Origin of the sequence: Methyloceanibacter sp., from assembly GCF_050728395.1 — a bacterium.
In the GTDB taxonomy this organism is placed as follows: domain Bacteria; phylum Pseudomonadota; class Alphaproteobacteria; order Rhizobiales; family Methyloligellaceae; genus Methyloceanibacter.
On sequence record NZ_JBOHJB010000049.1, the window covers coordinates 1 to 23539 of the forward strand.

General features: G+C 63.1%; 24 protein-coding genes and 1 tRNA gene. 13 read left to right on the plus strand and 12 right to left on the minus strand.

Annotated features, from left to right (window positions below):
• Positions 1 to 59 precede the first annotated feature (59 nt).
• The 4 genes from ACREC7_RS10175 (at position 60) to murJ (ending at position 7005) form a co-directional block, all read left to right on the plus strand.
• A complete protein-coding gene (locus ACREC7_RS10175) occupies positions 60 to 2408 on the plus strand; it encodes a caspase family protein (RefSeq protein WP_431555572.1) in 2349 nt (782 codons plus the stop codon).
• A gap of 95 nt (positions 2409 to 2503) precedes the next feature.
• Positions 2504 to 4309 (plus strand): caspase family protein, encoded by a 1806-nt coding sequence (locus ACREC7_RS10180; RefSeq protein WP_431555573.1) that lies wholly within the window; start codon positions 2504 to 2506, stop codon positions 4307 to 4309.
• Between the two features lie 77 nt (positions 4310 to 4386).
• The gene (locus ACREC7_RS10185) at positions 4387 to 5112 is read left to right on the plus strand and encodes an N-acetylmuramoyl-L-alanine amidase family protein (RefSeq protein ID WP_431555574.1); all 726 of its coding nucleotides are present in this window, start codon (positions 4387 to 4389) and stop codon (positions 5110 to 5112) included.
• Between the two features lie 270 nt (positions 5113 to 5382).
• Positions 5383 to 7005: a murein biosynthesis integral membrane protein MurJ gene (gene murJ, locus ACREC7_RS10190; RefSeq protein WP_431555575.1), complete on the plus strand. Its 1623-nt coding sequence runs from the start codon at positions 5383 to 5385 to the stop codon at positions 7003 to 7005.
• A gap of 58 nt (positions 7006 to 7063) precedes the next feature.
• On the opposite strand, the gene murI is transcribed toward murJ, so the two are convergent.
• The 11 genes from murI to ACREC7_RS10245 all read right to left on the minus strand — a co-directional run bounded on the left by murI (position 7064) and on the right by ACREC7_RS10245 (position 16020).
• Entirely contained in the window at positions 7064 to 7885 is an 822-nt protein-coding gene (murI, locus tag ACREC7_RS10195) for a glutamate racemase (protein WP_431555576.1), read from the minus strand.
• The gene (gene dapE / locus ACREC7_RS10200; protein ID WP_431555577.1) at positions 7878 to 9068 is read right to left on the minus strand and encodes a succinyl-diaminopimelate desuccinylase; all 1191 of its coding nucleotides are present in this window, start codon (positions 9066 to 9068) and stop codon (positions 7878 to 7880) included. Before dapE ends, murI begins: the two co-directional genes overlap by 8 nt.
• A gap of 72 nt (positions 9069 to 9140) precedes the next feature.
• The gene (locus ACREC7_RS10205) at positions 9141 to 9656 is read right to left on the minus strand and encodes a DUF805 domain-containing protein (protein ID WP_431555578.1); all 516 of its coding nucleotides are present in this window, start codon (positions 9654 to 9656) and stop codon (positions 9141 to 9143) included.
• Positions 9657 to 9677: 21 nt separating this feature from the next.
• The gene (gene dapD / locus ACREC7_RS10210; RefSeq protein ID WP_431555579.1) at positions 9678 to 10520 is read right to left on the minus strand and encodes a 2,3,4,5-tetrahydropyridine-2,6-dicarboxylate N-succinyltransferase; all 843 of its coding nucleotides are present in this window, start codon (positions 10518 to 10520) and stop codon (positions 9678 to 9680) included.
• 19 nt (positions 10521 to 10539) lie between these two features.
• Positions 10540 to 11295, minus strand: a complete 756-nt coding sequence (locus ACREC7_RS10215; protein WP_431555580.1) for a pyrimidine 5'-nucleotidase — start codon at positions 11293 to 11295, stop codon at positions 10540 to 10542.
• Positions 11292 to 12275 carry an acetylglutamate kinase gene (gene argB / locus ACREC7_RS10220; RefSeq protein ID WP_431555581.1) on the minus strand — a complete coding sequence of 328 codons (984 nt, stop codon included), beginning with the start codon at positions 12273 to 12275 and terminating at the stop codon, positions 11292 to 11294. The genes ACREC7_RS10215 and argB overlap by 4 nt, the downstream gene beginning before the upstream one ends.
• A 176-nt stretch (positions 12276 to 12451) precedes the next feature.
• Positions 12452 to 13111, minus strand: coding sequence for a ribosome biogenesis GTP-binding protein YihA/YsxC (gene yihA, locus ACREC7_RS10225; RefSeq protein ID WP_431555582.1), 660 nt, complete (start codon positions 13109 to 13111; stop codon positions 12452 to 12454).
• Positions 13112 to 13169: 58 nt separating this feature from the next.
• Complete coding sequence (gene yidC / locus ACREC7_RS10230) at positions 13170 to 15020, minus strand: membrane protein insertase YidC (RefSeq protein WP_431555583.1); 1851 nt, start codon at positions 15018 to 15020, stop codon at positions 13170 to 13172.
• An 80-nt stretch (positions 15021 to 15100) separates the two neighbouring features.
• Positions 15101 to 15460, minus strand: a complete 360-nt coding sequence (gene rnpA, locus ACREC7_RS10235) for a ribonuclease P protein component (protein ID WP_431555584.1) — start codon at positions 15458 to 15460, stop codon at positions 15101 to 15103.
• A gap of 31 nt (positions 15461 to 15491) precedes the next feature.
• A complete protein-coding gene (gene rpmH, locus ACREC7_RS10240) occupies positions 15492 to 15626 on the minus strand; it encodes a 50S ribosomal protein L34 (RefSeq protein ID WP_424391246.1) in 135 nt (44 codons plus the stop codon).
• Between the two features lie 130 nt (positions 15627 to 15756).
• Entirely contained in the window at positions 15757 to 16020 is a 264-nt protein-coding gene (locus ACREC7_RS10245; RefSeq protein ID WP_431555585.1) for a hypothetical protein, read from the minus strand.
• Positions 16021 to 16205: 185 nt separating this feature from the next.
• On the opposite strand from ACREC7_RS10245, the gene ACREC7_RS10250 reads away from it, so the two are divergent.
• From ACREC7_RS10250 to ACREC7_RS10285, 8 genes are all read left to right on the plus strand, one after another.
• Entirely contained in the window at positions 16206 to 16997 is a 792-nt protein-coding gene (locus ACREC7_RS10250; protein ID WP_431555586.1) for a TVP38/TMEM64 family protein, read from the plus strand.
• Positions 16998 to 17026: 29 nt separating this feature from the next.
• Positions 17027 to 18451, plus strand: coding sequence for a dihydrolipoyl dehydrogenase family protein (locus ACREC7_RS10255; protein WP_431555587.1), 1425 nt, complete (start codon positions 17027 to 17029; stop codon positions 18449 to 18451).
• A 1-nt stretch (position 18452) separates the two neighbouring features.
• Positions 18453 to 19970 (plus strand): sensor histidine kinase, encoded by a 1518-nt coding sequence (locus ACREC7_RS10260; RefSeq protein WP_431555588.1) that lies wholly within the window; start codon positions 18453 to 18455, stop codon positions 19968 to 19970.
• 332 nt (positions 19971 to 20302) lie between these two features.
• Positions 20303 to 20379: transfer RNA gene (locus tag ACREC7_RS10265), tRNA-Arg, on the plus strand.
• Positions 20380 to 20442: 63 nt separating this feature from the next.
• Positions 20443 to 21198: a TIGR02391 family protein gene (locus ACREC7_RS10270; protein WP_431555589.1), complete on the plus strand. Its 756-nt coding sequence runs from the start codon at positions 20443 to 20445 to the stop codon at positions 21196 to 21198.
• A gap of 35 nt (positions 21199 to 21233) precedes the next feature.
• Positions 21234 to 21383, plus strand: a complete 150-nt coding sequence (locus ACREC7_RS10275; protein WP_431555590.1) for a hypothetical protein — start codon at positions 21234 to 21236, stop codon at positions 21381 to 21383.
• A gap of 153 nt (positions 21384 to 21536) precedes the next feature.
• Positions 21537 to 21779 (plus strand): hypothetical protein, encoded by a 243-nt coding sequence (locus ACREC7_RS10280; protein WP_431555591.1) that lies wholly within the window; start codon positions 21537 to 21539, stop codon positions 21777 to 21779.
• 129 nt (positions 21780 to 21908) lie between these two features.
• A complete protein-coding gene (locus tag ACREC7_RS10285) occupies positions 21909 to 22160 on the plus strand; it encodes a hypothetical protein (protein ID WP_431555592.1) in 252 nt (83 codons plus the stop codon).
• Between the two features lie 42 nt (positions 22161 to 22202).
• Here the strand turns inward: ACREC7_RS10285 and ACREC7_RS10290 are convergent, their stop codons facing one another.
• Positions 22203 to 23240: a L,D-transpeptidase gene (locus ACREC7_RS10290; protein WP_431555593.1), complete on the minus strand. Its 1038-nt coding sequence runs from the start codon at positions 23238 to 23240 to the stop codon at positions 22203 to 22205.
• A gap of 150 nt (positions 23241 to 23390) precedes the next feature.
• On the opposite strand from ACREC7_RS10290, the gene ACREC7_RS10295 reads away from it, so the two are divergent.
• A partial coding sequence (locus tag ACREC7_RS10295) for an ArsR/SmtB family transcription factor (protein WP_431555594.1) occupies positions 23391 to 23539 on the plus strand: 149 nt, incomplete at its 3' end.

Genomic DNA, 23539 nt, shown 5'->3' on the forward strand with positions numbered 1-23539 from the left:
CTATAGTTCGGGGTGAATGATCGAGGGTGGCGAAAGTACCCTTTGGGGGGGAGCGAATCATGCGCTCGGCGATACTCTTGCTGGCAGGCCTCATAGCGTGGACCACGCCGGCGCTGGCCGACAACAAACAAGATTGGTCAGATTGTACTGGGGGCAGCGCCGAGCGTGCCGAAGCTGCGTGTACACGCCTTATTAAGGCAAACAAGAAGGGGACAAATCTGGGCCCCGCCTACAACAACCGCGCCCTAGCCTATAGCAAACAGGGCGACCTCCCACGTGCTATGGCTGACTATGAGCAGGCCGTTCGCTTGGATCCAACGAACGCCACCATCCACAACAACTTCGGCGTCGCATATAACGCTCAGCACGATTTCGACCGCGCCATCACCGAATATAACAAGGCAATTGCCCTGGACCCTAAGTATGCGGACGCATTCTCTAATCGGGGTGATGCTTACAGAATGAAGGGCGATTACGATCGCTCCATTTCCGATCTGGGCAAGGCGATTAGGCTTAAGCCAGGGCTTGCAATCTCCTACACGTCCAGGGGCCTCACCTACGTCAAGAAGGGCGATCGGGAACGTGCAAGCAGTGACTTCCGGGCCGCCCTTTCCCACCTCACCGGACATCCAACCGACCAATGGGCACGCGAGACCGCCGAACAGGAATTGGCGGAGCTCAAACAACGCGAGGGTTGGCCGCTCAAGACGTCTCCGCCTTACGACAACGGCGCGAAACCTTGTCTCGGGGATGTGGCCCGATTGACGGACAGTGCGTTTGAGGCAGATCGGGTCACTGGCTACATCTGCAACAAGCAGTACGACCTCGCTGTGATCGAGATCACGAAGCTGATCGAGGATCGGCAGGCCTTTGTCGATCGGCGCTACTATCTCGGATTGCGAGCGGAGCTTTACGAACGAATGGGCAAGACCGAGCTCGCGAGTAAAGATAGCCTCGCCGCGAAAGTCGCGGGATCCGGCTTCAACGAAATACAGCCAGTTTGGAACCCGCACTCGAGTCCGTCAAACGCTGGCACAGATCAGGTGAAAGCAGCAGCTGGCGCCAAAGAGAGTGACTTTGCCCAGTGTCAAAAGGGTTTCACCGAAGCCTGCACCCGCGAACTCAACAACAAGCAATCGACTTGGTGCAAAGCTGCCCTCTACATGCACAGAGCGGCGGCGCGCTTGAGGAACGGCGACGTTGAGCCCGCTGAAGCTGACTTTGATCTGGCTCTTAAGAATGATTGCGGTCCCGGCAGTACCGATGCGCCCGAGATCTACAAGACTCGCGCTGAGGCATATCTTGCCAGGGGCAACACGGCCAAAGCGATTGCCGACATCTCTAAAGCGCTCGACCTCAGTGACAAGAATCGTCCGGATTTTTTGCGGCTCAGGATTGATTGCTACAGGCGCACGGGGGACGTGCGTCTCATTGTCGCCGACCTGACCGAGATGATTAGGATTAGCTATCCCGAGGAGAACGCACGGCCGGTCTATGCCGAGCGAGGCGAGGCCTACGAGAAGATTGGCGAGACCGAGCTTGCCAAGAGGGACTACGAAAAGGTTCTGGCGGGGTCGTCGGCCGATGCACTGCCTTACGAAAAACTGGCGCGGTCCCGGCTTGCGGCGCTGAGTTCGGCGGGCCAGCTTGCGCAGGCCAACCTGAAGTCGCCGCCCGCAGCCTTTGCGCTGCCGTCAGCAGATCAAGGCAAGCGCATTGCCCTGGTGATCGGCAACAGCGCCTATAGCAACGTGCGGGGGCTGAAGAACGCCGACGCCGATGCGCGCGCCATTGCCGGCTCGCTGCGCAGCATCGGTTTCGAGGTGATCGAGAAGCATGACTTGGACTTCGCCGCGCTCATCGCCGAGCTCAAGTCCTTTGGCGACAAGGCGCCGCAATATGACTGGGCGCTCGTCTATTACGCCGGTCACGGCATCGAGGTCGGTGGCGTTAATTACCTGATCCCGGTTGATGCCGAGCTTGCCAACGCCACTCATGTCGACGACGAGGCGGTTCCGCTCAACCGCGTGCTCGCCAAGGTGGAAGGCGCGCAGAAGCTCCGGCTCGTCATTCTCGATGCCTGCCGCGAGAACCCGTTCATTGCCAAGATGGCGAGCGCCGGCGGCACCCGCTCGATTGGCCGCGGGCTTGCCCGCATCGAACCTTCGGGCGGCGTGCTGGTCGCCTATTCGGCGCGCGACGGGCAACTCGCCCAGGACGGCGACGGCGCGAACAGCCCGTTCGCGCAAGCGCTCATTGCCCATATCGGCGAGCCTGGGCTTGAGATCAACATGCTGTTCCGCAAGGTGCGCGACGATGTGAAGACCAACACCAAAGGACAACAGGAGCCCTTCACCTATGGCTCCCTACCGGCGGAAGCGCTCTATTTCAAAGCCGCCGGGCAGTAGGACGGCCGACCCTTGGGCTTAGCCTTTGTTCGGCTTGGCTGACGCAAGGTTTCGCGCGATAGTTGCGAATAGAGTGTCGCTTCCGGGAGGTAGCAATGCGTCGCGCGATCCGCTTCCTGTTCTGCTTCGCACTCATGCTCGCGACGACGAGTCTTTCGGCCCGAGCCGAGAACCGCTTGGCCCTCGTCATCGGCATCGATCAATACGCAAATCTGTCACAGGAACTTCAACTCAAAAATGCCGTGAGCGACGCCGAGACGCTTGAAAAAGCTCTCAAGCGGCTTGGGTTCAGCGTCGTACTCGCACGCAATCCGACGCTCGATCAGATGATCGAAAGTGTCAACGACTTGGCGGGAAAAGTGGCGGCGAACGACACCGTCCTGTTTTTCTTTTCCGGCCATGGCATGAGGCCGGACAGCGTCAATCTGCTTCTGCCAAGCGATTTTCCGGCGATCAAGGGCGATAGTCCGGCGGATCGGGAACGCGCGCGCAGGAGCGCATTCGCAGAAGACGACGTCATAGCGAAGATCCGCGACAAGCTCATCGATGCGAAGACGGGTCAGCAAGAAGGCTTGGTGATCTTCATCTCGGATGCTTGCCGGGACAATCCTTTTGCCAAGGCAACGGACCAAGGGACCAAATCCCTCGTTCGGGTCTCTCATGGCGTCGAAGCGAAGCCCACGCAGGGCGTGTTCTCGATCTATTCGGCCGGCCTCGGCCAGACGGCACTCGATCGGCTGTCGGGGAGCGATAAGAACTCGGTATTCATGACCGAATTCGTCAAATATCTGCCGACGCCGGGGCGGCATCTCGACGACATTATGGGGGAAGTGAAGGAGGAAGTCGCCAGCAAGGCGCAGAGCGTTATCGATGAGCAGACCGGCAAGCCGCACGTGCAGGTTCCGGCGATTTATGATGAGACGATTGGCGGGCGGATCTTTCTCGCCGGTCGATCAATCGAGGTTGAGGCCAAGGAGCCACCTAAGCCGGTGACTCCGACACCGGTCGTCCCGCCTTCTAAAGGCGCGGAGCCCGGCAAAAGCGAGCAGGACGTCGACCTCGCTTATCTCAACTGCGTCGAGAAGGATGACGCCGACTGCTACAAGCAATTTCTGCGGGACTTCCCCAATCATCCGAAGGCAGAGCAGGCCGAAACCCTGCTCAGGGCGAAGACCGAGCTTCCACGTTATCAAGCTTGCGTCGACGGCACCTCGCCGAGCGAGCGGCTTCGCTACTGCGATCTCTATATCGATGCGTTTCCCAGCGGGAAATATGACAACGAGGCGAAGACGCTTCGCGATCAGGCGCTGCTCGACTTGCGGCCGGCACCGCAACCGGCCCCGGCGCCGGTGGCGCCGCCACGACTGCCGCCACCGCCGCCGCAGCAGCCTCAGGCCTATCCAAGCTTCTCCTGCGCCAAGGCGAGTCTGCCCGCCGAGTTCACGATCTGTAGCTCGGCAACGCTGGCTAGCCTCGACCTTCAGCTCGCCGAGCTTTACGCCGGGGGCAGCGGGTCGCGTTCGGTGCGGGCTGAGCAGCGCTCTTGGCTCGATCGCCGCAACGCTTGCGGCTCGGATACCTCCTGCCTGGAGCAGCGCTATCGGGAGAGGATCGGCAGCCTGCAAGGCGGCGGCCAAGCCGAAAGCAGTGCGGGTCCAAGTTTTTCCTGCGCCAAGGCAAGTCTTGCGGCCGAGCGCGCAATTTGCAGCTCACCTTTGTTGGCGGGATTGGACGTTCAGATAAGCGAGCTTTATGCGAGTGCGAAAATGAGCGGGCGCGCCAGCTACTACACCAAGAAGCAGCGCGCCTGGATGGACCGGCGCAACGCTTGCGGTTCTAATGCGTCTTGCCTGGAGCAGCGCTACCGCGAGCAGATCGGTTTTCTGCAGAGCGCCAATTGACACAGCCCTCGCCAGCAGCGGCGACCTCACGAACCTGGTCGCGCGCTTGGCTGCGCAGGCCAATTGTCGCCGTCATCATGGCGGCCCCGCTTGTGGCATCGCCTCCGTCTTTTGCGGCGTCAGGCTCGATTTGCGGCGCCCCGCCCACCGTCACCCTCGACGTCGGTCACACGCTTGACCGGCCAGGCGCCATCAGTGCGCGCGGCAGAACGGAATATTCGTTCAATCGAGCCCTGACCTACGACCTTGCCGACGCGCTGCGCTCTCGCGCGATGCAAGTCGACATTGTGAACGAGGACGGTAAAGACATCTCACTGATCAATCGGGCCAGGCAGCTTGCCGCGATCAAACTCGGCATCATCCTCTCTTTGCACCACGATTCAGTGCAGCCGAAATATCTCGAGCGGGAGGTGTTGGATGGCAAGGTCACGCAGTTCACCCGATATCCCAAGGCCCGCGGCTACTCACTCTTCGTTTCCGGCCGCTCGCGCGCCTATGAGGCGAGCCAGCACCTTGCGCTTGCAGTTGGCGCTGAGCTGCGTCAGGCGGGCTTTACCGCAAGCACGCACCACAGCGAACCGATCAAGGGCGAAGGCCGGCCGGTCCTCGACGCCAAACTCGGTCTGTTCCGCTACGACGCACTGATGGTGCTGAAGGGCGCGCGGGTGCCGGCGATCTTGTTAGAGGCTGGCGTCATCGCCAATCCCGAAAACGAGCTTGAGCTCGAAAGCCGGGCCCGCCGAGCGCAGATGGTTACGGCCCTGGTCAAGGGCATCACGTCCTTCTGTCGGCTCTCGGAATGAGCTTCTGAGACACTGCGCAGTGTCCTCCTGGACGTTCAGGCGACCGTCGTTGCCGGGACACGCTGCGGCAATCCAGCCCATTGGCATTCCAAGCGGTTGACGCAGCGGCATGGATGCCCGGATCGAGTCCGGGCATGACGGTTGAAGGGCCAATCCCCGCGAGGGGGCCTTTCGCCGCAGGGGAAGAAGGGGAAGGGTTGGCCAAGGCGCTGATTTTGCTTTACCTCTCTGCCGCGAGCAGGGAGGGGGAATGACCGCCCAAAACCACGAATGATCAAGCGCATCGCCACCGTCGGCGGGTGGACGCTGGTCTCCCGCATCTCGGGCTTCATCCGCGACGTGGTGATGGCCGCGGTGCTCGGTGCCGGTCCCATGGCCGACGCTTTCTTCGTCGCCTTTCGCCTGCCCAACCATTTCCGCGCCATCTTCGCCGAAGGGGCCTTTGCCGCGGCCTTCGTGCCGGCCTATGCGCGCACGCTTCAGCAAACTGGCATCGACGCCGCCAAGCTGTTCGCCGACCGCATCGCCGCGGCGCTGATCGCCATCAATCTCTTCCTGCTGGCGCTTGCCATCCTGTTCACCCCCTGGGTGGTGAGCATCCTGGCGCCTGGTCTCGATCCAACCCGCTTCGATCTCGCCGTTGCGCTCACCCGCATCACCTTTCCCTATCTCGCGCTCGTGTCGATCGAGACCCTGCTGGCCGGCGTGCTCAACGCCAATCAGAGATTTGCCGCCGCCGCCGGGGCTCCGGTCCTGCTCAATGTCTCGCTGATCGCGACTCTGCTGCTTGCGCCTTATTTCCACAGCGCCGGTTACGCCGCCGCCTGGGGCGTGCTCATCGCCGGCGTGGCGCAGGTCATCCTCGTCGCCGCGGACGCCGAGATGAACGGCGTTGGCATCAGGTTCCGCATGCCGAAACTCGACCCGACCACGCGCCGCTTCCTGAAGGCGCTCGGGCCCGCCATTGTCGGCGCCGGCGGCGTGCAGCTTGCGCTTTTCGCCGATACCCTGATCGCATCTTTCCTGCCGACCGGCGCTCTGTCGGCGCTCTATTACGCCGACCGCATCAATCAGCTTCCCATCGGTGTGGTCGGCATTGCCGTCGGCACCGTGCTGCTGCCGGAGATGTCGCGGCGGCTTGCGGCAGGCGACGAGCGAGGTGCCGCGCTGGCGCAGGCGCGCGGCATCCAATTGGCGCTGCTGATGACCGTCCCTAGCGTTGCCGGCGCCATCGCCATTCCCGACCTGATCATGCGGGCGCTGTTTGCCCGCGGCGCCTTCACCGCCGCCGATGCGGCAGCCGCCGGCGCCACGCTCGCGGCCTACGCCATCGGGCTCCTGCCCTTCGTCATGATGCGAAGCTTCACCGCTCCGTTCTATGCCCGTGGCGACACGCTCACTCCGGTGAAGGCGGCGCTGCTCGCCGCCGCCGTGAACATCGCTTTCAAGGTCATGCTGATGGGACCGCTTGCGCAAGTGGGCCTCGCCTTCGCCACCAGCATCGGGGCTTGGATCAATCTGACCCTGCTCACCATTTTCGCCAGGCGTCGCGGCTTTGCCGTGTCGGGGGCCGGGCTCCGCCCGGTGATCAGGCTGTTCCTCGCCGGCGCCGTGCTCGCGGTCGTGCTCTATTTCGGCAGCCTGGTGCTGGGCAAGGCCTTCGCCGGGCTTGCCCATTTCCGCGAGGAAATTACCCTTGCGGTTCTCCTGCTCATCGGCACCATCGTCTATGCGGCAATGGTGCTGCTGTTGCTGGGGCGCAGCTGGCTCGCCATGCTGTTCAAGGAGGTCGGCACCGCGGCCGACGCGCCGCCGTCGAAGACACCACAGCCACCTGATCCAACTGCAGCCTCGTCGGCGCTGCCCGACGGCACACCTCCGCCAACGGTCTAGAGGCCTCGATCGCGCACTACCTCGCGCCGGACCATCCGATGAAGTGAGCGCGCGCGACTTAAGACCTGAGGTCGATCAGCTCAACATCGGCGAGATCGATCGGGCGGCCCAAGAAGATCGCGCCCACCCGCGCAAACCGCTCGGGCGAGTCGGTGGCAAAGAAGCGCATGGATGACGCCCGGCCGGTTTCATTGCTCATGCCTTTGGCTTCGAGAGCCTCGGCGACCGCGGCCGCCGTGGTCTCGGCGGAGTCGACCACGGCGACATCAGCGCCGATCGCTTGCCGGATGGCGGCCGCCAGCACCGGAAAGTGGGTGCAGCCGAGCACGATGGTGTCCGGCGCCGCCGCCCCTTCGAACAGCGAGCCGAGATAACGCTGAGCCGCTTCGGTCGTGACGGAGGACTCCGTCCAGCCCTCTTCGGCGAGTGCGACGAACACCTGGCAGGGCCGCTGCACCACGCTCATCTCGCCTTTGAGTGCGTGGATGGCGCGCGGGTAGGCTTCGCCCTTCACCGTGCCTTCGGTGGCGATCACGGCGATGCGGCGGTTGCGCGTGGCGGCGACGGCCGCTCGCGCGCCCGGCTCGATCACCCCGATGACCGGCACCGGCGCGAGTGCCTCGGCTAGAGGCTCGAGCGCCACGGCGGAGGCCGTGTTGCAGGCTATCACCACCATTTTCACGCCCTCGGCGATGAGGAGCCGCGTCGCCTGCAACGCGTAGGCCCGCACCGTCTCGGCGCTCTTGGTGCCGTAGGGGAGGCGGGCGGTGTCGCCAAGATAGACGAAGGTCTCCCGCGGCAGACGCTGGCCAAGCGCACGCAGCACCGTGAGCCCGCCCATGCCGGAGTCGAAGACCCCGATCGGGCGCGGGTCAGACAAGCTCGAAGATCCCGAATTCCTCGAAATAGAGATCGAGGAAACGCCGGTAGACCGCCGTCAGTTGCGCAAGATCGGCAAGGCTAATCTGCTCGTCGATCTTGTGGATGGTCTCGGTGAGCAGCCCGAACTCCACCACCGGGCACATCTCCTTGATGAAGCGCGCGTCCGAGGTTCCACCGTCGGTGGAAAGCGACGGCGTGATCCCGGTGATCTCGCGCACCGCCTGGGTCAGGGTCGAGTCGAGCTGCCCCGGCTCGGTGAGGAAGGTGTTGCTTGGCGGCTCGAAGGCGAGCTCGTAGTCGAGCCCCCCGCCACCCAGGAACTTCGCCGCGAGCTCCCGAATTTTGCTTTGCAGCGAATCGGCAGAGTGGCGGTCGTTGTAGCGGATGTTGAACATCGCCTCGGCCTTGACCGGGATGACGTTGGTGGTGGGGTTGCCGACATCGATGCTGGTGACCTCGAAATTCGACGGCGAGAAATAGGCGCTGCCGAAGTCGAGCGGCTGGTCGTAGAGCCGCACGAGCAGCGCGATGAGTCCTTTCAGCGGGTTCAAGGCGAGATGCGGATAGGCCACGTGCCCTTGCACACCGGTGACCGTGATGCGCCCGTTGAGACTGCCGCGCCGTCCGATCTTGATGGCCTCGCCGAGCCTGGTGGCGTTGGTCGGCTCGCCGACGAGCGCGTGGTCGGGCTGCTCGCCATTGGCGGTCATCCACTCGAGCACCTTGCGGGTGCCGTTGATCGCAGGGCCTTCTTCATCGCCGGTGATGAGGAGGCTGATGGTGCCGGGGATATCCTGGCCCTTGGCTCCGGCGAAATCGAGCGCGGCGGCGGCGAAAGCGGCGATGGCTCCTTTCATGTCGGCGGCGCCCCGGCCATAGAGCATGCCGTCCTCGATCACGCCGCCGAACGGAGGGTAGGTCCACAGGTCTTCGCTCCCCGGCGGCACCACGTCGGTGTGCCCGGCAAAGCAAAGATGCGGGGAGCCTGAGCCGATGCGGGCGAAGAGATTGTCGACCGGGGGCGTACCGTCCTCGGTGAAGGTCAGGCGCCGGCAGTGAAAGCCGCCGCGCGCCAAGGCCCGCTCCAGCACGTCCAGTGCGCCTGCATCTGTCGGCGTGATGCTGGGGCAGCGGATCAGGTCTTTGGCAAGTTCAACCGGCGTTTCGCTCAAATCGGTCATGGTGCGGCCCTGCTTCCTGGCGCCCTGTATAGCTTTTTGCTGAACCGGCAGCGAGAGTCGATGGAGCCTGGCCTAAAGCTGGGCGTCGGCTCGCATGGCGCCGAGCGGGTCTGGGCCGAAGCGGTTGGGACCTTGCGTGCCGGGCAGGAAGCCGATCTGCACGAACAGCCAGACTGAAATGACGAACGCCAACACTCCTGCGCCACCGCCCAAGGCATACCACAGCGGCCTTTGCTCCTCCGGCACGACGATGGCCACCACGATGAAGATGACGACAAGAATAATGATCAGGAGCTGCCAGACCAGCCACCAGCCGCTGCGGTCCCGGTCGTGCAGCCTCTTCACGCTGAGCGCAAAGCCGATCCACATATTGGCGAGGCCGACGGCGAGCACGGCCAAGCCGAGAAGTCCGGTCGGCTCGACCTGATTGGTCACCGTGTCGACGGCGACGTGACCGGACGACCTCGCAACGATTTCGATGACCGCGGTGATGACACTCGCCGCGAGACCCACAGCGATGGTGGCCAGCCACCAAGGCTTGCGGTTGATGCGGCCTTTGAAGCTGAACAGAAGGTCGGTCAGGCTCATCGGTCGCTCCTGCAGACGGCCTCAATCCCTGAGCAGCTCGTTGATGGAGGTCTTGGCGCGGGTGCCCTCATCGACGGTCTTCACGATCACGGCGCAATAGAGCGAAGGGCCGGGCGCACCGTTCGGCAGCAATTTGCCCGGCAAGGTTCCCGATACCACCACGGAATAAGGCGGCACGCGGCCTTGCATCACTTCGCCGGTGGTGCGGTTGACGATCTTGGTCGACTGGCCGAGATAGACGCCCATCGATAACACCGAGCCTTCGCCGACGATCACGCCTTCGGCGACCTCGGCGCGAGCGCCGATGAAGCAATTGTCCTCGATGATCACCGGGTTAGCCTGCAGCGGCTCGAGCACGCCGCCGATGCCGGCGCCGCCGGAAAGATGCACGTTCTTGCCGATCTGGGCGCAGGAGCCCACGGTCGCCCAGGTGTCGACCATGCTGCCGCTGTCGACCCGCGCCCCGAGATTGACGAAGGACGGCATCAGCACCACGCCAGGTGCGATATAGGCCGAGCGGCGGACGATGGCGCCGGGCACGGCGCGGAAGCCAGCCTCCTTGAAGTCCTTGGCTTTCCAATGGGCGAATTTGGTCGGGACCTTGTCCCACCAGGCGCCGCCGGCAGGGCCGCCTTCGACCTTCTGCGGTTCGTTGAGGCGGAAGGAGAGCAGGATCGCCTTCTTCAGCCACTGATTCACCACCCACACGCCGTCGATCTTCTCGGCCACGCGCGCCTCGCCCTTGTCGAGCAGGTCGAGCGTCTCCTCCACCGCATCGCGCACCACGCCCTTGGTCTTGGGCGAAATGTCGCCCGCGTGCTCATAGGCACTCTCGATGAAGCTCTTCAAATGCTCATGCGTCATGTCGGATCGGCCTCGAGGCTCACAGGCAGCAATAGGCGCCGGCGGAAGCGGCGCGGTCCGCTTCTTCGGCGCGCATGGCGCCGATGCCGGCAAGGAAGGGTGCGAGCGCGTCAGTGCGGTGATGGATATGGGAGGGAAGCTCGCCCCAGCCGGCGATGGCGCGGTGCTCTGGATGATCGATCTTTCCGCAATCTACAAGCACCGTGGTCATGCCGAGGCCGTGGGCGGTGCGGAGATTGTGAGGCAAGTCGTCGAACATGGCGGCGCTTCCCGCCGCGACCGCATGGGCGCTCATGAAGCGCTCATAGGCCGCGCGCTCAGGCTTCGGAATGAACTCTGCGGCATGAATGTCGAACACATCCTCGAAGCGCCCGTCGAGTCCAAGCCGCGCGATTACCGATTCTGCATGGCGGCGCGAGCCGTTGGTGAAGACGAACTTGCGCCCGGGCAGCGCATCGAGGGCTTGGCCAAGCTCAGGTGCCGGCGCAATCACGCTTAAGTCGATGTCGTGCACATAATCGAGGAAGGCATTCGGGCACACATCATGCAGCCGCATCAGGCCGGCGAGCGTGGTGCCGTATTGGTAGTAATAGGACTTGCGCATGCGCTGCGCCTCTTCCAGCGAGACGCCGAAGCGCGCGGCGATGAAATCGCCCATGCGGGTGTCGATCTCGGCGAAGAGATTGCAGTCGGCGGGATAAAGCGTGTTGTCGAGGTCGAAGACCCAGGCCTCGACATGGCCGAAGTCCGTGCTGGCGCCGAGCCTTTCGGTCATCTCGACCCCTTGGCGCGGCCCTTGCGCGCGCGCCGCTCGATCAAGGTTCCGGCGCCGTGCTCGGTGAACAGTTCGAGCAGCACCGCGTGCGGAACCTTGCCGTTGATGATGACCACCGCCTCGACCCCTTCGGCGATCACGTCGATGCAGCTTTCGATCTTGGGGATCATGCCGCCCGAGATGGTGCCGTCCTCAATCAGCTCTTGCGCCTCCGCCGTCGTGAGCGATTTGATCAGCGCCCCGGTCTTGTCGAGCACGCCCTCCACGTCGGTCAAAAGCAACAGCCGCTTTGCCTTGAGCGCCGTGGCGAGCGCCGCGGCGAAGGTATCGGCATTGATGTTGAGCGTCTCGCCCTCAGGTCCAACGCCGATCGGGGCGATCACCGGGATCAGGTCCGAGTGGATGATCACGTCGATGATGTGCGGATCGACGGCGATGGGATCGCCGACAAAGCCGAGATCGACGATCTCCTCGATATTGGAATCTGGATCGCGCAAGCGCCGCTCGATGCGCCGAGCCCGCATCAGATTGGCGTCCTTGCCGGAGATGCCGACCGCCTTGCCGCCTTGAGCGTTGATGGCGGCGACGATCTCCTTGTTGACCGATCCGGCCAACACCATCTCCACCACCTCGACGGTCTCCCGGTCGGTGACGCGCAAGCCCCCTTTGAATTCCGAACGGATGTTGAGCCGCTCGAGCAGGGAACCGATCTGCGGGCCGCCGCCATGCACCACGATCGGGTTCACGCCGGCCTGCTTGATCAGCACGATATCGCGGGCGAAGGTCGCGGCGAGCTCGGGGTCGCCCATGGCGTGGCCGCCAAATTTCACCACCACTGTGGCGTTGTCGTAGCGCTGCATGAAGGGCAGCGCCTCGGACAGGATCTTGGCATTGGCATAGATGGAGGCGAGGCCGGCCTTTCCCGCTTCAGGGGCAGGGGCGTCCGTCGATCTTGCCGGTGATGATTTGGTCTTGCTCACCGGTGTGCTTATAGCGGGCGGGTGGCTGAAGGCACAATCGCGTTTGCGAGCGAGGTTAGCATGCTTGGTTCGGAGGATGACCGTCACCGTCATTCCGGCGCAAGCCGGAATCCAGCGCGCGAAGCGCCAGAAAAAGAACTGGATACCGGCTTTCGCCGGTATGACGCCGGGGGTGACTAGATGCTCATTCCACCATCGGCAAGTGCTGCTATGACGGCGCGAAGCTGGGGGAGGCCTGCCCCGGTGCGGGCCGAGGTGGCGATCAGTTGTGGATAAGCCGCCGGACGCTTGGCGATCTCGGCGGAAACCTTCGCCTCGATGGCGGCAAGCTCGGCCGCCTTCGGCTTGTCGGCCTTGGTCAGCACCCCCTGGTAGGAGACCGCGGCCTCATCCATCAACGTCATGATCTCCCGGTCGCTGTCTTTGAGCCCGTGGCGGGCGTCGATCAGCAGGAACACCCGTTTCAGCTCGCGCCGCCCCTTGAGGTAGTCCTGGATGAGACGGGTCCAGCCCTTGACCTCGGCCTTGGGGGCCCGGGCATAGCCGTAGCCCGGCATGTCGACGAGGTAGAAAGCGCCGTCCTTGCCCAGGGTGAAGAAGTTGAGCTCCCGGGTCCGCCCGGGGGTCACCGAGACGCGCGCCAGGCTCTTCTGGCCGGCGAGGGCATTGATCAGGCTCGATTTGCCGACATTCGAGCGCCCGGCGAACGCGACTTCCGGCCGCCCCTCGTTGGGCAGGTCTGCGACCTTGACGACGCCTTTGACGAAGGCCGAGGGCACCTTGAACAAGGCCTCGCCACGTTTGAGCTCGGCAGCGGTGAAGTTGGGGATCGCCATTGTCACCCGCGCGGCAAACCACTCCGCATGACGATAATCTGCGATTGGTGAAGAGGCTCTACCCTTCGGTCTCGCCCTTGGCGCGGTTCTTGTTGTTCTTGAAGCCGAGATTCTCAAGGAGCGGAATCTCCACCCCCTGCCGGCTCATGATCACCGATTGCTGGATCACCGACAGGAAATTGTTCCACGCCCAATAGATCACGAGCCCCGCCGGGAAGCCGGCAAGCAGGAAGGTGAAGAAGACCGGCATCCAGGCAAACACCTTGGCCTGCACCGGGTCCGGCGGCGCCGGATTGAGCTTCATCTGCGCCCACATGGTCACGCCCATGATCAAGGGCCAGGCGCCGAGCATGAGGAAATGACCGACCATCGGCACCGTCGCCGGGTCGAAGGGAAGCAGACCGAACAGGTTGAACACGGACGTCGGATCGGGCGCCGACAAATCCTTGATCCAGCCGAAGAACGGCGCATGCCGCATCTCGATGGTGACGAACAGCACCTTGTAGAGAGAGAAGAACACCGGGATCTGCACGAGGATGGGCAGGCAGCCTGAGGCCGGGTTCACCTTCTCCTTCTTGTACATGTCCATCATCGCCTGCTGCTGGCGCACGCGGTCGTCGCCGAAACGCTCCTTGATCCGCGCCATCTCGGGCTGCAGCTTCTTCATCTTGCTCATCGACACGTAGGATTTGTTGGCGAGCGGGAAGAGCACGAGCTTGATCACGAGCGTGACGATGAGGATGGCCAGGCCGAAATTGCCGACGAGCTTGTAGAAGAAGTCGAGCGCGTAAAACATCGGCTTGGTGAGGAAGTAGAACCAGCCCCAATCGATCAAGAGGTCGAATTTGGGGATGGCGTATTCGGTGGCGTAGCGGTCGACGAGATTGACCTCTTTGGCGCCGGCAAACACGTAGCCCTTGGTCTCGGCCGTGCCTCCGGCTGGCACCGAGACCTCGCCCAGCAGATAGTCGCTCTGAAAATGTTCGGCGCCGGCGGCGCCGGGCGTTCCGCTGAAGCGCGCCTCGAAATCCTTGCCCTGTTCCGGCACCACCGCGGCGGCCCAATATTTGTCGGTGATGCCGAGCCAGCCGGACTTGACCTTGAAGGTCGCCGCCGGATTACCGACCGCCTTCTTGTAGGTGATCTGCTCGAGGCTTCCGTCGACCACCCCGATCAGCCCTTCATGCAGAATGTAGAAACTCTGGGTGAGCGGCACGCCGAGCCTTGACACGAGGCCGTAGGGATAAAGCTTCACCGGCTCCGAACCGCTGTTGGCCACAGCGTCGGTCACCGTGAACATGAAATTGTTGTCGATCGCGATGGTGCGGGTGAAGACGAGCCCGTTGCCATTGTCATAGCTGAGCGTGACCGGGGTCGAGACCGTGAGCGGGTCCTTCGACTGAGCCTTCCACACCGTATCGGGGCCAGGCACCGCCACATCCTTGCCGGTCTCGGCGACCCAGCCATGCTCGACATAATAGGGGTGCGGCGAGCCTGCCGGAGACAGCAGCAAGACGTTCGGGCTGTTCGGGTCGACGGTCTCGCGGTACTTCTTGAGCACGACGTCGTCGAGGCGCGCGCCCTTGAGATTGATCGAGCCCTTGATGCCCGGCGAGTCGATGGCGACACGCGGGCTTGAGGCGAGCGCCCCGTCGCGCGTTTGCGTGACGGCTTGGGCGCCGCCAGGCTGAGCTGCCGTGCCGCCAGGGGCAGCGGCCTCGCCCTCGGAGCGCGGCTGCGGCGGGCCAGGCTCGGCCGGCTTCTGCGACTGCTGTTGCTGCTGTTGCTCTGCCGTCTGCTGCCCTGGCTGCTGCGGCAGATGCTTGGGCACGAAGAAATATTGCCACGCGAACAGCACGCCGATGGACAGGACGATGGCGAGGATGAAATTGCGGTTGTTTTCGTCCATATCGCTTTCGCTGTTGGCCGCGGGCTGCGCGGTCAGAGTGGCAACGGCCTAAGGTCCTGTCTGAAGGCTTTCAGCGCTGTCTAGAGCCTCGGCGCCTGATGGACCTTGGTCAGCGCCCGCTCAAGGTCCCTGGTAATCTCGGTGAAGCGCCGTTGTACCGTGCCTGCCCTAGCGATCAAGACATAATCGTAGCCGGGGACGGCACGCTCCGGACCGACAATCCGCACGGCCTCCTTCAGCCGCCGCCGCGCCCGGTTGCGCAAGACTGCGCCGCCTAAGGCCTTGCTCGCGGTGAAGCCGAAGCGGGCGACGTCATGCAGCGTATCGGCCGTCTCGCCGCGCGCGCGGGCCTGCAGCACGAGGGAAGGCGCGGCAAAACGCGATCCGTCCCTCACATGCAGGAATTCAGCGCGGGTCTTGAGGCGTCCGATTGCCGTCACCGTGGAGGCTGGCCCTCGCGCTGGCAGCCGATCAAGCCGACAGACGCTTGCGCCCCTTGGCCCTGCGCCGCGCCAGCACCTTGCGTCCGCCTTTGGTCGCCATGCGGGCGCGAAAGCCGTGGCGCCGCTTGCGGACGAGCCGCGATGGTTGGTAGGTGCGTTTCACGCCAAATCTCCGCTGGATGCAGGGTTTGGCGGCTTATAGGTGGCAGGAACCGCCAAGTCAATCCGCGGGCATGACGGTTGCGGCAGTGCATCCCTCCCCCGCAGTCGAGGAGGGATGCGGCAGGCGTGAGTTACTCAGGCTGGTCTGACGGGGGTGGGGCGTCGTCGCCGTTATCGTAGCCGCCACTGTCGTCGGGCGCGGTAGCGCTGTCATCCTCGGGCGGCGGGGCTGCGCTGTCGTCGGGCTGAGCCGGTTGCTCGCCAGCCTCGGGCGGCGAATAGGAATCGCCGGATTGAGGATTGGAATAATCGTCGCCGGCACGAGCGATGCCGGTTCCCCCCAGAAGCAAAGAAGCAAGTGCGATAGAGGCAACGGCATAGAATCGCACGACCATGCTATCCTCCTTGTGTCTCAGGCTTAAGCGCCTGATGGCGGCATCATACAGGGCTCGCGAAATCGCCAAACTGCGACAAGAACGCCATCAACTGTGGTTACGGGGCATCAATTCGGCGCGATAGGCGGTTTCGCAGGCGCCCCGCTGTCGCTTATTCAGGGACATTATCGGCATTGAGGAATGACATGGCGGCCGCGCCCAATAAGGAGGACACTGCGCTCGCCTGGTTGAAGCGGTTGTGGCCGCTGCTCTTGCTGCTTGCCGGCATGGCGTTCGTCTTCGCCATGGGCTGGCAGCGCTACCTCACCTTGCAGGAGCTGGTGGATCGCCGCGAAGCCTTGCGTGCGGCGATCGCCGGCCACACCGTCGTCGCCATCCTCGCCTTCATGGCCATCTATGCCGCGACCGTCGCCTTGTCCTTGCCGGGAGCCGCGGTCCTCACCCTCGCCGGAGGGTTCCTGTTCGGCTGGTTCTGGGGTGGACTGGCCTCCATGGTCGCCGCCTCAGCCGGAGCCGTCCTCGTGTTTTTGATTGCGCGCACCGCCCTTGGCGAGCCGCTCGCCGCCCGGGCAGGGCCTTGGCTTGCGAAGCTCCGGCAGGGCTTCCAGGAGGATGCCTTCAACTACCTCCTGTTCCTGCGCCTCGTACCCATCTTCCCGTTCTGGCTTGTCAATCTCGCCCCTGCGCTTCTTGGTGTAAGCCTTTGGACCTACACGCTTGCCACGGTCATCGGCATCGTCCCGGGAAGTTTCGCCTATTCCATCGCCGGCAAAGGCCTGGACAGTGTTATCGTGGCTCAGCAAGCGGCGCACCAATCCTGCCTTGCCAAGATGGGATCAGATGCGGAAGAGTTATGCCCGTTCGTGCTTGAGCCCCGGGCCTTGCTCACCCCTGGGCTCATCGCGGGCTTTGTGGCGCTTGGGCTCGTTGCGCTGATCCCCATTGCGGTCAGGCGTTTCAGGCGCAAGCCGGCGTAGGGCGTGAGCCACGGGGAAGAGGGGCTAACATGGAAGAGGTGCTGCGACCGGACCTCTGCGTGATCGGCGCAGGGTCGGGGGGCCTCTCTGTGGCTGCCGCGGCGGCTCAATTCGGCGTCCCCGTGGTGCTCATCGAGAAGGGCCGCATGGGCGGCGACTGCCTCAATTACGGCTGCGTGCCGTCGAAGGCGCTGCTCGCCGCCGGCAAGCGCGCCGAGGCCGTGCGCACCGCGGGAGCCTTTGGCATCGACGTCATCGAAGCGCAAGTCGACCACGCGCGTGTGCACGATTACGTGCATGGAGTGATCGCCGCCATCGCACCGAACGATTCCGTCGAGCGCTACACGGGGCTTGGCGTCCGCGTCCTCCAGGAGCAGGCCAACTTCCTCGACAAGAACACCGTCGAGGCGGGGCACTATTTGATCCGCGCCCGTCGCTTCGTCGTGGCCAGCGGCTCCTCTCCGGTCATCCCGCCGATCCCCGGTCTCGACGAGGTGCCCTACCTCACCAACGAGACCATCTTCGACGTGAGCGAGCGGATCCAGCACCTGATCGTGCTTGGTGGCGGGCCCATCGGCATGGAGCTCGCCCAGGCCCATCGCATGCTCGGCGCCCATGTCACCATCGTCGATGCCGCCGCCATCCTCGGTCACGAGGACCCTGAAGCGAGCCGCATCGTCATCGATCGCTTCATCGAGCAGGGCGTGCTGATGCATCCCGGTACGCGGGTGGAACGGGTGGAGCGCGCCATCCAGGGCGTCGCCGTGCATATCGGCAAGCAGGGCGAGACCGAGGTCATCAAGGGAAGCCACCTGCTGGTCGCCACCGGTCGCAAGCCCAACGTCAAAGGCCTGAGTCTCGAGCGGGCCGGCATCGTTTACGACGCCCGCGGCATCAAGGTGAACCAGCAGCTCAAGACCACCAACCACCGCGTCTACGCCATCGGCGACGTGACCGGCGGCGCTCAATTCACCCATCTCGCCAACTACCACGCCGGCATTGTGATCAGGAATGCCCTGTTCCGCTTGCGGCCGCGTGCGAGCGCCACCGCCATCCCACGCGTCACCTTTACCGAACCTGAGCTGGCTCAAGTTGGCCTTACCGAAGCCGAGGCGCGCACCAAATATCGCCGCATCCGCATCTTGCGCTGGCCTTACGCCGACAACGACCGGGCCCAGGCCGAGCACACCACCCACGGCTTCATCAAGGTCATTACTAGGCCGAACGGCGAGATCCTCGGCTGCACCATCGTCGGCGCCGAGGCCGGCGAGCTGCTCCAGCTTTGGATCATGGCGCTCGCGCGAGACATGCGGATCGGCGACTTGACCGGGCTCGTGCTGCCCTATCCCACGCTGTCTGAATTGTCGAAGCGTGTGGCCTATACCTTTTATCAACCCTCTTTGGCCAAACGTTCGCTACGCCGCATCATCGATTTTTTGCGCCGCTTCGGATAGCATGGGCGAACGGCTCGGCTTTGCGCCTTTGAGCTTGGCGGAGCGGGTGCTTTACGTGAGCGACGACATTCAGAGCGCCGGCAAGGAGAAGAGCGAGCCCGCCCGCTATGGGCCCGGGCTTTCCGGCAAGCTGCTGCTGCTGACCATCGTTTTCGTCATGGTGGCCGAGGTGCTTGTGTTCGTGCCCTCGGTGTCGAATTTCCGCCGGCAATGGCTGATGGCTAGACTCGAAGATGCGCAGATCGCGGCCCTTGCCGCTGAAGCGGCACCGGGCGGCCAGCTCCCTCGGACCTTGCGCGACGAGCTTCTGCAAAGCGTCAAGGTGAAGGCCGTCGCCGTGAAGCGCACCGATTCGCGCCGGCTGATCCTCGAGGAGGACATGCCCGCCGAGATCGACGCCTCCTACGATCTTCGCGACGCCACCTGGCTCACCCTGATTTCCGACGCGCTCATGGTCTTCGCCGAGCCCGCCGATCGCGTGATCCGCGTCGTCGGCAAGCCGAACTTCGCCACCGGCGAGTTCATCGAGGTGGTAATGGAGGAGGCGCCGCTCAAGGCGGCGATGATCCGCTATGGCCTCGACATTCTCGGGCTGTCGATCCTGATCTCGATCATCACCGCGGCACTCGTCTACCTCACGCTCGACATGCTTCTGGTCAAGCCGATGACCAAGCTTACCTGGAACATGGTGCGTTTCAGCGAGCGGCCGGAGGATCCGACGCGCATCGTCACGCCGTCTGGGCGGCGCGACGAGATCGGCACCGCCGAGCGCGAGCTTGCCGCCATGCAGGCCGAGCTTGCCGGCATGCTCAACCAGAAGAACCGGCTCGCAGCCCTTGGCCTCGCCGTGAGCAAGATCAGCCACGATCTCCGCAACATGCTGTCTAGCGCGCAGCTCCTCTCCGACCGCTTGCGCAGCGTCAAGGACGAGCGCGTGCAGCAGCTCGTGCCGAAGCTGCTCGCCTCGCTCGACCGCGCCATCAGGCTGTGCGCCCGCACCCTGGATTTCGGCCAGGCGCAGGAGACCCCGCCCAAGCGCAAGCAGTTCGAGCTTGCCCCGCTCGTTACCGAGGTGGGCGAGGGGCTCGCCCTGCCGCGGCCCGATCTCATCGAGTGGAACCTTGACGTTCCGCCCGACCTCAAGGTCGACGCCGACCGCGATCAGCTCTTTCGCGTCTTGAGCAATCTCTGCCGCAACGCCGTGCAGGCGCTTGAAAGCGAAGCCGACGGCATGGGCGAGATCGTGATTACCGCGCGGCGCGAAGGCTCGGTCACCTTGATCGACGTGCGCGATACCGGGCCCGGCGTGTCGGAGCGGGCGAGGGCGCATCTGTTCGAGGCGTTCCAGAGCGTGGCGCGCAAAGGCGGCACCGGACTTGGCTTGGCAATAGCCGCCGAGCTCGTCAACGCCCATGGCGGCCAGATCATGCTGGCCAGCAACGAAGGCGGCGCCACCTTCCGCGTGATCATCCCGGACGTGGTGGTCGACCTCCAGCGCGCGAGGCGCCGCAGCGCTTGATTTTCCCCTCCTTCTGCCGTTGGCCCAGCCATCTGCTGCCTTTTGGGTTTCTTGCAGGTGAATCCGCTTGCTCTCCCCTCCCCCCTTGAGGGGGAGGGATAGGGAGGGGGGTTACGAAAGATGACTCGCGCCTCACCCCCCTCGGATCGGCTACGCCGATCCTGCTCCCCCGCAAGGGGGGAGCGGGGCCCCACCCTGGCTTGCCGATTTCAAGGGCTACCGGGACTTGGCGCGGCTTGCCTTCATCCGGTCAAGGCATTAGGTAGCAGGACTGGCCGCCCCGAAAGCGCGCCATCCTTTCGTGCCGCGAGACGCGGCATTCGTGGCTAAAAGCGCCCGTAGCTCAGCTGGATAGAGCACCAGACTACGAATCTGGGGGTCGGAGGTTCGAATCCTTCCGGGCGCGCCACGCCTTTCAATAACTTAAGCTAAGAACAAATATTCTTAGGAGTGCTTATTAGGTAGGGCTGCAATGCATTCGAAGAGGAGCCCCCGTCAGATCGAAGCGAGCATTGCTAAGCTTGAGCGGCGCCTGAAGGAATTGGAACAGGCAAGAACCGAACATTGGAGTGATGACAAGAAGCGAGAACTTGACGGCCTCTACACCAAAGTCGATGAGACCTTAACGGCCGTGTTTGGCGACAATACGCCAGATCGGAGACGTCACTACGTAACACCCTTTTATAGGTGCGTTTCACGCTTTAATCGAAAGCCTGCCGACTATGCAGCGGGCTACCACAAGGGGCTTGGTGACGCCAAAAGTAAAATAGCGACAGCCATAACTGTGCTCAAGGAGCAGTTGGGGGACGAGGCTGAATCGCCGGAGGATCAGGCGCTGCGCGCCTACGAAGGACTCGAACTCCATCCTGAAATTGATCGAGCAGCAAGCGGTCTCTATCGCAACGAGCACTATGCCAATGCGATAGAAGATGCGGTAAAGGCCCTCAATACTCTTGTGCGTCTTCGAAGCGGAATCGAGGAGGACGGCACGACCTTGATGCAGCGGGCCTTTAGCCTGAAAAATCCGATCTTAAAATTCAACGAGCTCATTGATGAATCTGATCGAAATGAGCAACTCGGCTACATGATGATGTTCTCGGGCGCAGTCGCCGGATTGAGAAATCCTCGGGCTCATAAGCTCATCAAGGATGATCCGGAGCAAGCGTTGGAGTTTATTGCCTTCGTTAGCCTTCTGGCTAAGTTGCTCGACGGAGCATCAAAGGCATAGTGCAACGAGCGTGATTTCACAGGGGAGAAAAGACGATGAGCGCGTCGGATGAATTGACGAGGATTATCTTCCCATCCTTAGCCGAGGTCGGTCGCGCGATGATCAAGGACCTTTCTGATCTCGCATCGTCACCGGTGCCGCGCATTGAAAAAGACGGAACCCGCATTGTGATTGACGTGTTCTAAAGGGGGGGCTCGGCTGGAGCGGCGATATTCGGCCAGCGGCGACCCACTTGGCTTTGAAGCCGAGCGCGTAAAGTTCGAGCGATTAGGCAAAGAAATTTACGTGTCCGCGGCCTAGACCATTACTCGCTTCTCTGGCCCCGCCATGGAGTTCAAGTGACCAAAAGCATGGCAAAGACACGAACAAAACAGCTCGTCGTATGCGTCGATAACGATGGCTACCCGGCCTCGCTTGAGAAGCGAAAAATCTATATCGCACTCCGCGACGCTGACGCGGAGAAGCATGATCTCCTCCGGATCGTCGACGAATCCGGGGACGATTATCTCTATCCAAAGACCTTTTTTCGCTCGATCGCCCTACCGCAGTCCGTCAGAAAGGCTGTATTGGACACGGCATAGCGTGAGGGCGCGCCACTTTCCTGAAAAATTTGGATGGTCCAGGCGCGTTAGCCACTACCTCATGGAGAAGGTTCTGACGGTGCCGAACTCGTGTATGTTGCGGGGTTCCCAAACCAAGGAGAGGCACCCATGACCAGGCTCCTGCTTGTTCTATCCATGACCGCAGCAGTGACCGTTGCTGGATTTCTGATGTGGAAAGCTGAGGCGACACCGCTGACGGGAGCCGTGGGCACACATGCTGTCACCGGCAGCTATTCGGCGGTGCAAAAAGCCGGGTGCATGTTCGGCACGCATCGCTGCGCCGCCGGCACCAAATGGTCTTGCACCAAATTTCCCGGTGTTGCCGGACCCGGCAAGAAATGCATTTGCCGGCCTTGCTAGTGTTGGATTTGCCCTAGGTAAGCGCGGGGGGATCAGCCCTCCTCACTTCCCCTCCGAATCCATTACCGTGAAGTCCTTGCCGCTCCGCGTCTCCGGCGTGGCGGGCTGATCGGTGGTGACGAACACCATGCCAGGCTTCATGCGCTCGTCGATCGCCGCCTGCACGTCTGCCGGCGGCTTGATCCGTTCAACGAGCGACGAGCTCGGCTTCGCCGCGCCTTTCTTGCCGGTGCTGTAGCCGGTGGCCTGCCAGGTGAAGCCGTCCTCGTCGCCCTTCTCCAGGATGAACACGTTCGAGCCGAGCGGCTTTTTGGGATCTTCGATCTCGGCCGTGCCTTGGGCGACGATGTCGCCGTTCTGGATCACGTAGATGGATTTGTCGGCGCTCGACACGAGGATCGAGGTGACCGCGTTCGATTTGGAGAAAGCGGGCTTCTTTTTCTTCTTCGACGCCTTGCCGAGCTCGTCCTTGGCTTCGGCCCCGAGCAGGAGGCCTGGGTCGTAGACCGATGCCGGCTGCGTCGAATCGTCGGCGATGATCACCGGCGTGCCGGTTTGGGTGACGGCGTAGAGCTTCTCGGCGAACGCCTTTGGCAGGCGCACGCAGCCATGCGAGGCGGGATATCCTGGCAGCTTGCCGGCATGAAGCGCAATGCCGTCCCAGGTCAGCCGCTGCATCATCGGCATCGCCGCATCGTCATAGGTGTTCGAATAATGCTCCTCTTCCTTCTCCAGGATGGTGAACACCCCGGTCGGCGTCTCGTAATCCTTCTTGCCGGTCGAGCAGGTGGCGACCCCGATCTGGATGCCGTTGCGGTAGACATAGACGCGCTGCTTGGTCAGCGAGACGATAATGGCGAGCGGGCCTGACGGCGACCGCTCGGGGTGCCACTCGAATTGCCCTGCCTTGAGCTGTGCTGGCTTATTGCCGGCGGCGGCCGGCTTCTTCGCCGCAGGCTTCTTCGCCGACGATGAGCGCTTGCGCGCGGCCAGAGCCTCAGTCGCCAAAAAATTCCCACTGATCAACACGCTGGCGCCGGTCAGCAACATTCCGACCGCAACCCGACGGGTCAAATGCATGAAAGCCCCCCATTCCTTGCCGGCCCCGCTCAAAATTGCCTCCAGCATCGGGCGAGCAAGCGTTGCGAGTCAATGCGTCGCCTAGGTTTGACGGGGGAGGGCCGATGGCGTACTAAACCGAACGGTTATTTAACCAATAGGTTATCAACGATGTCTGCCGACCGCCTGAGCGCCACCTTCGCAGCCCTCGCCGACCCGACGCGACGCGCGATCCTCGCGCGGCTTGCGCTTGGCGAGACCACGGTCAACGAGATTGCCAAACCGTTCAAGATGAGCGGGCCTGCGGTCTCCAAGCACCT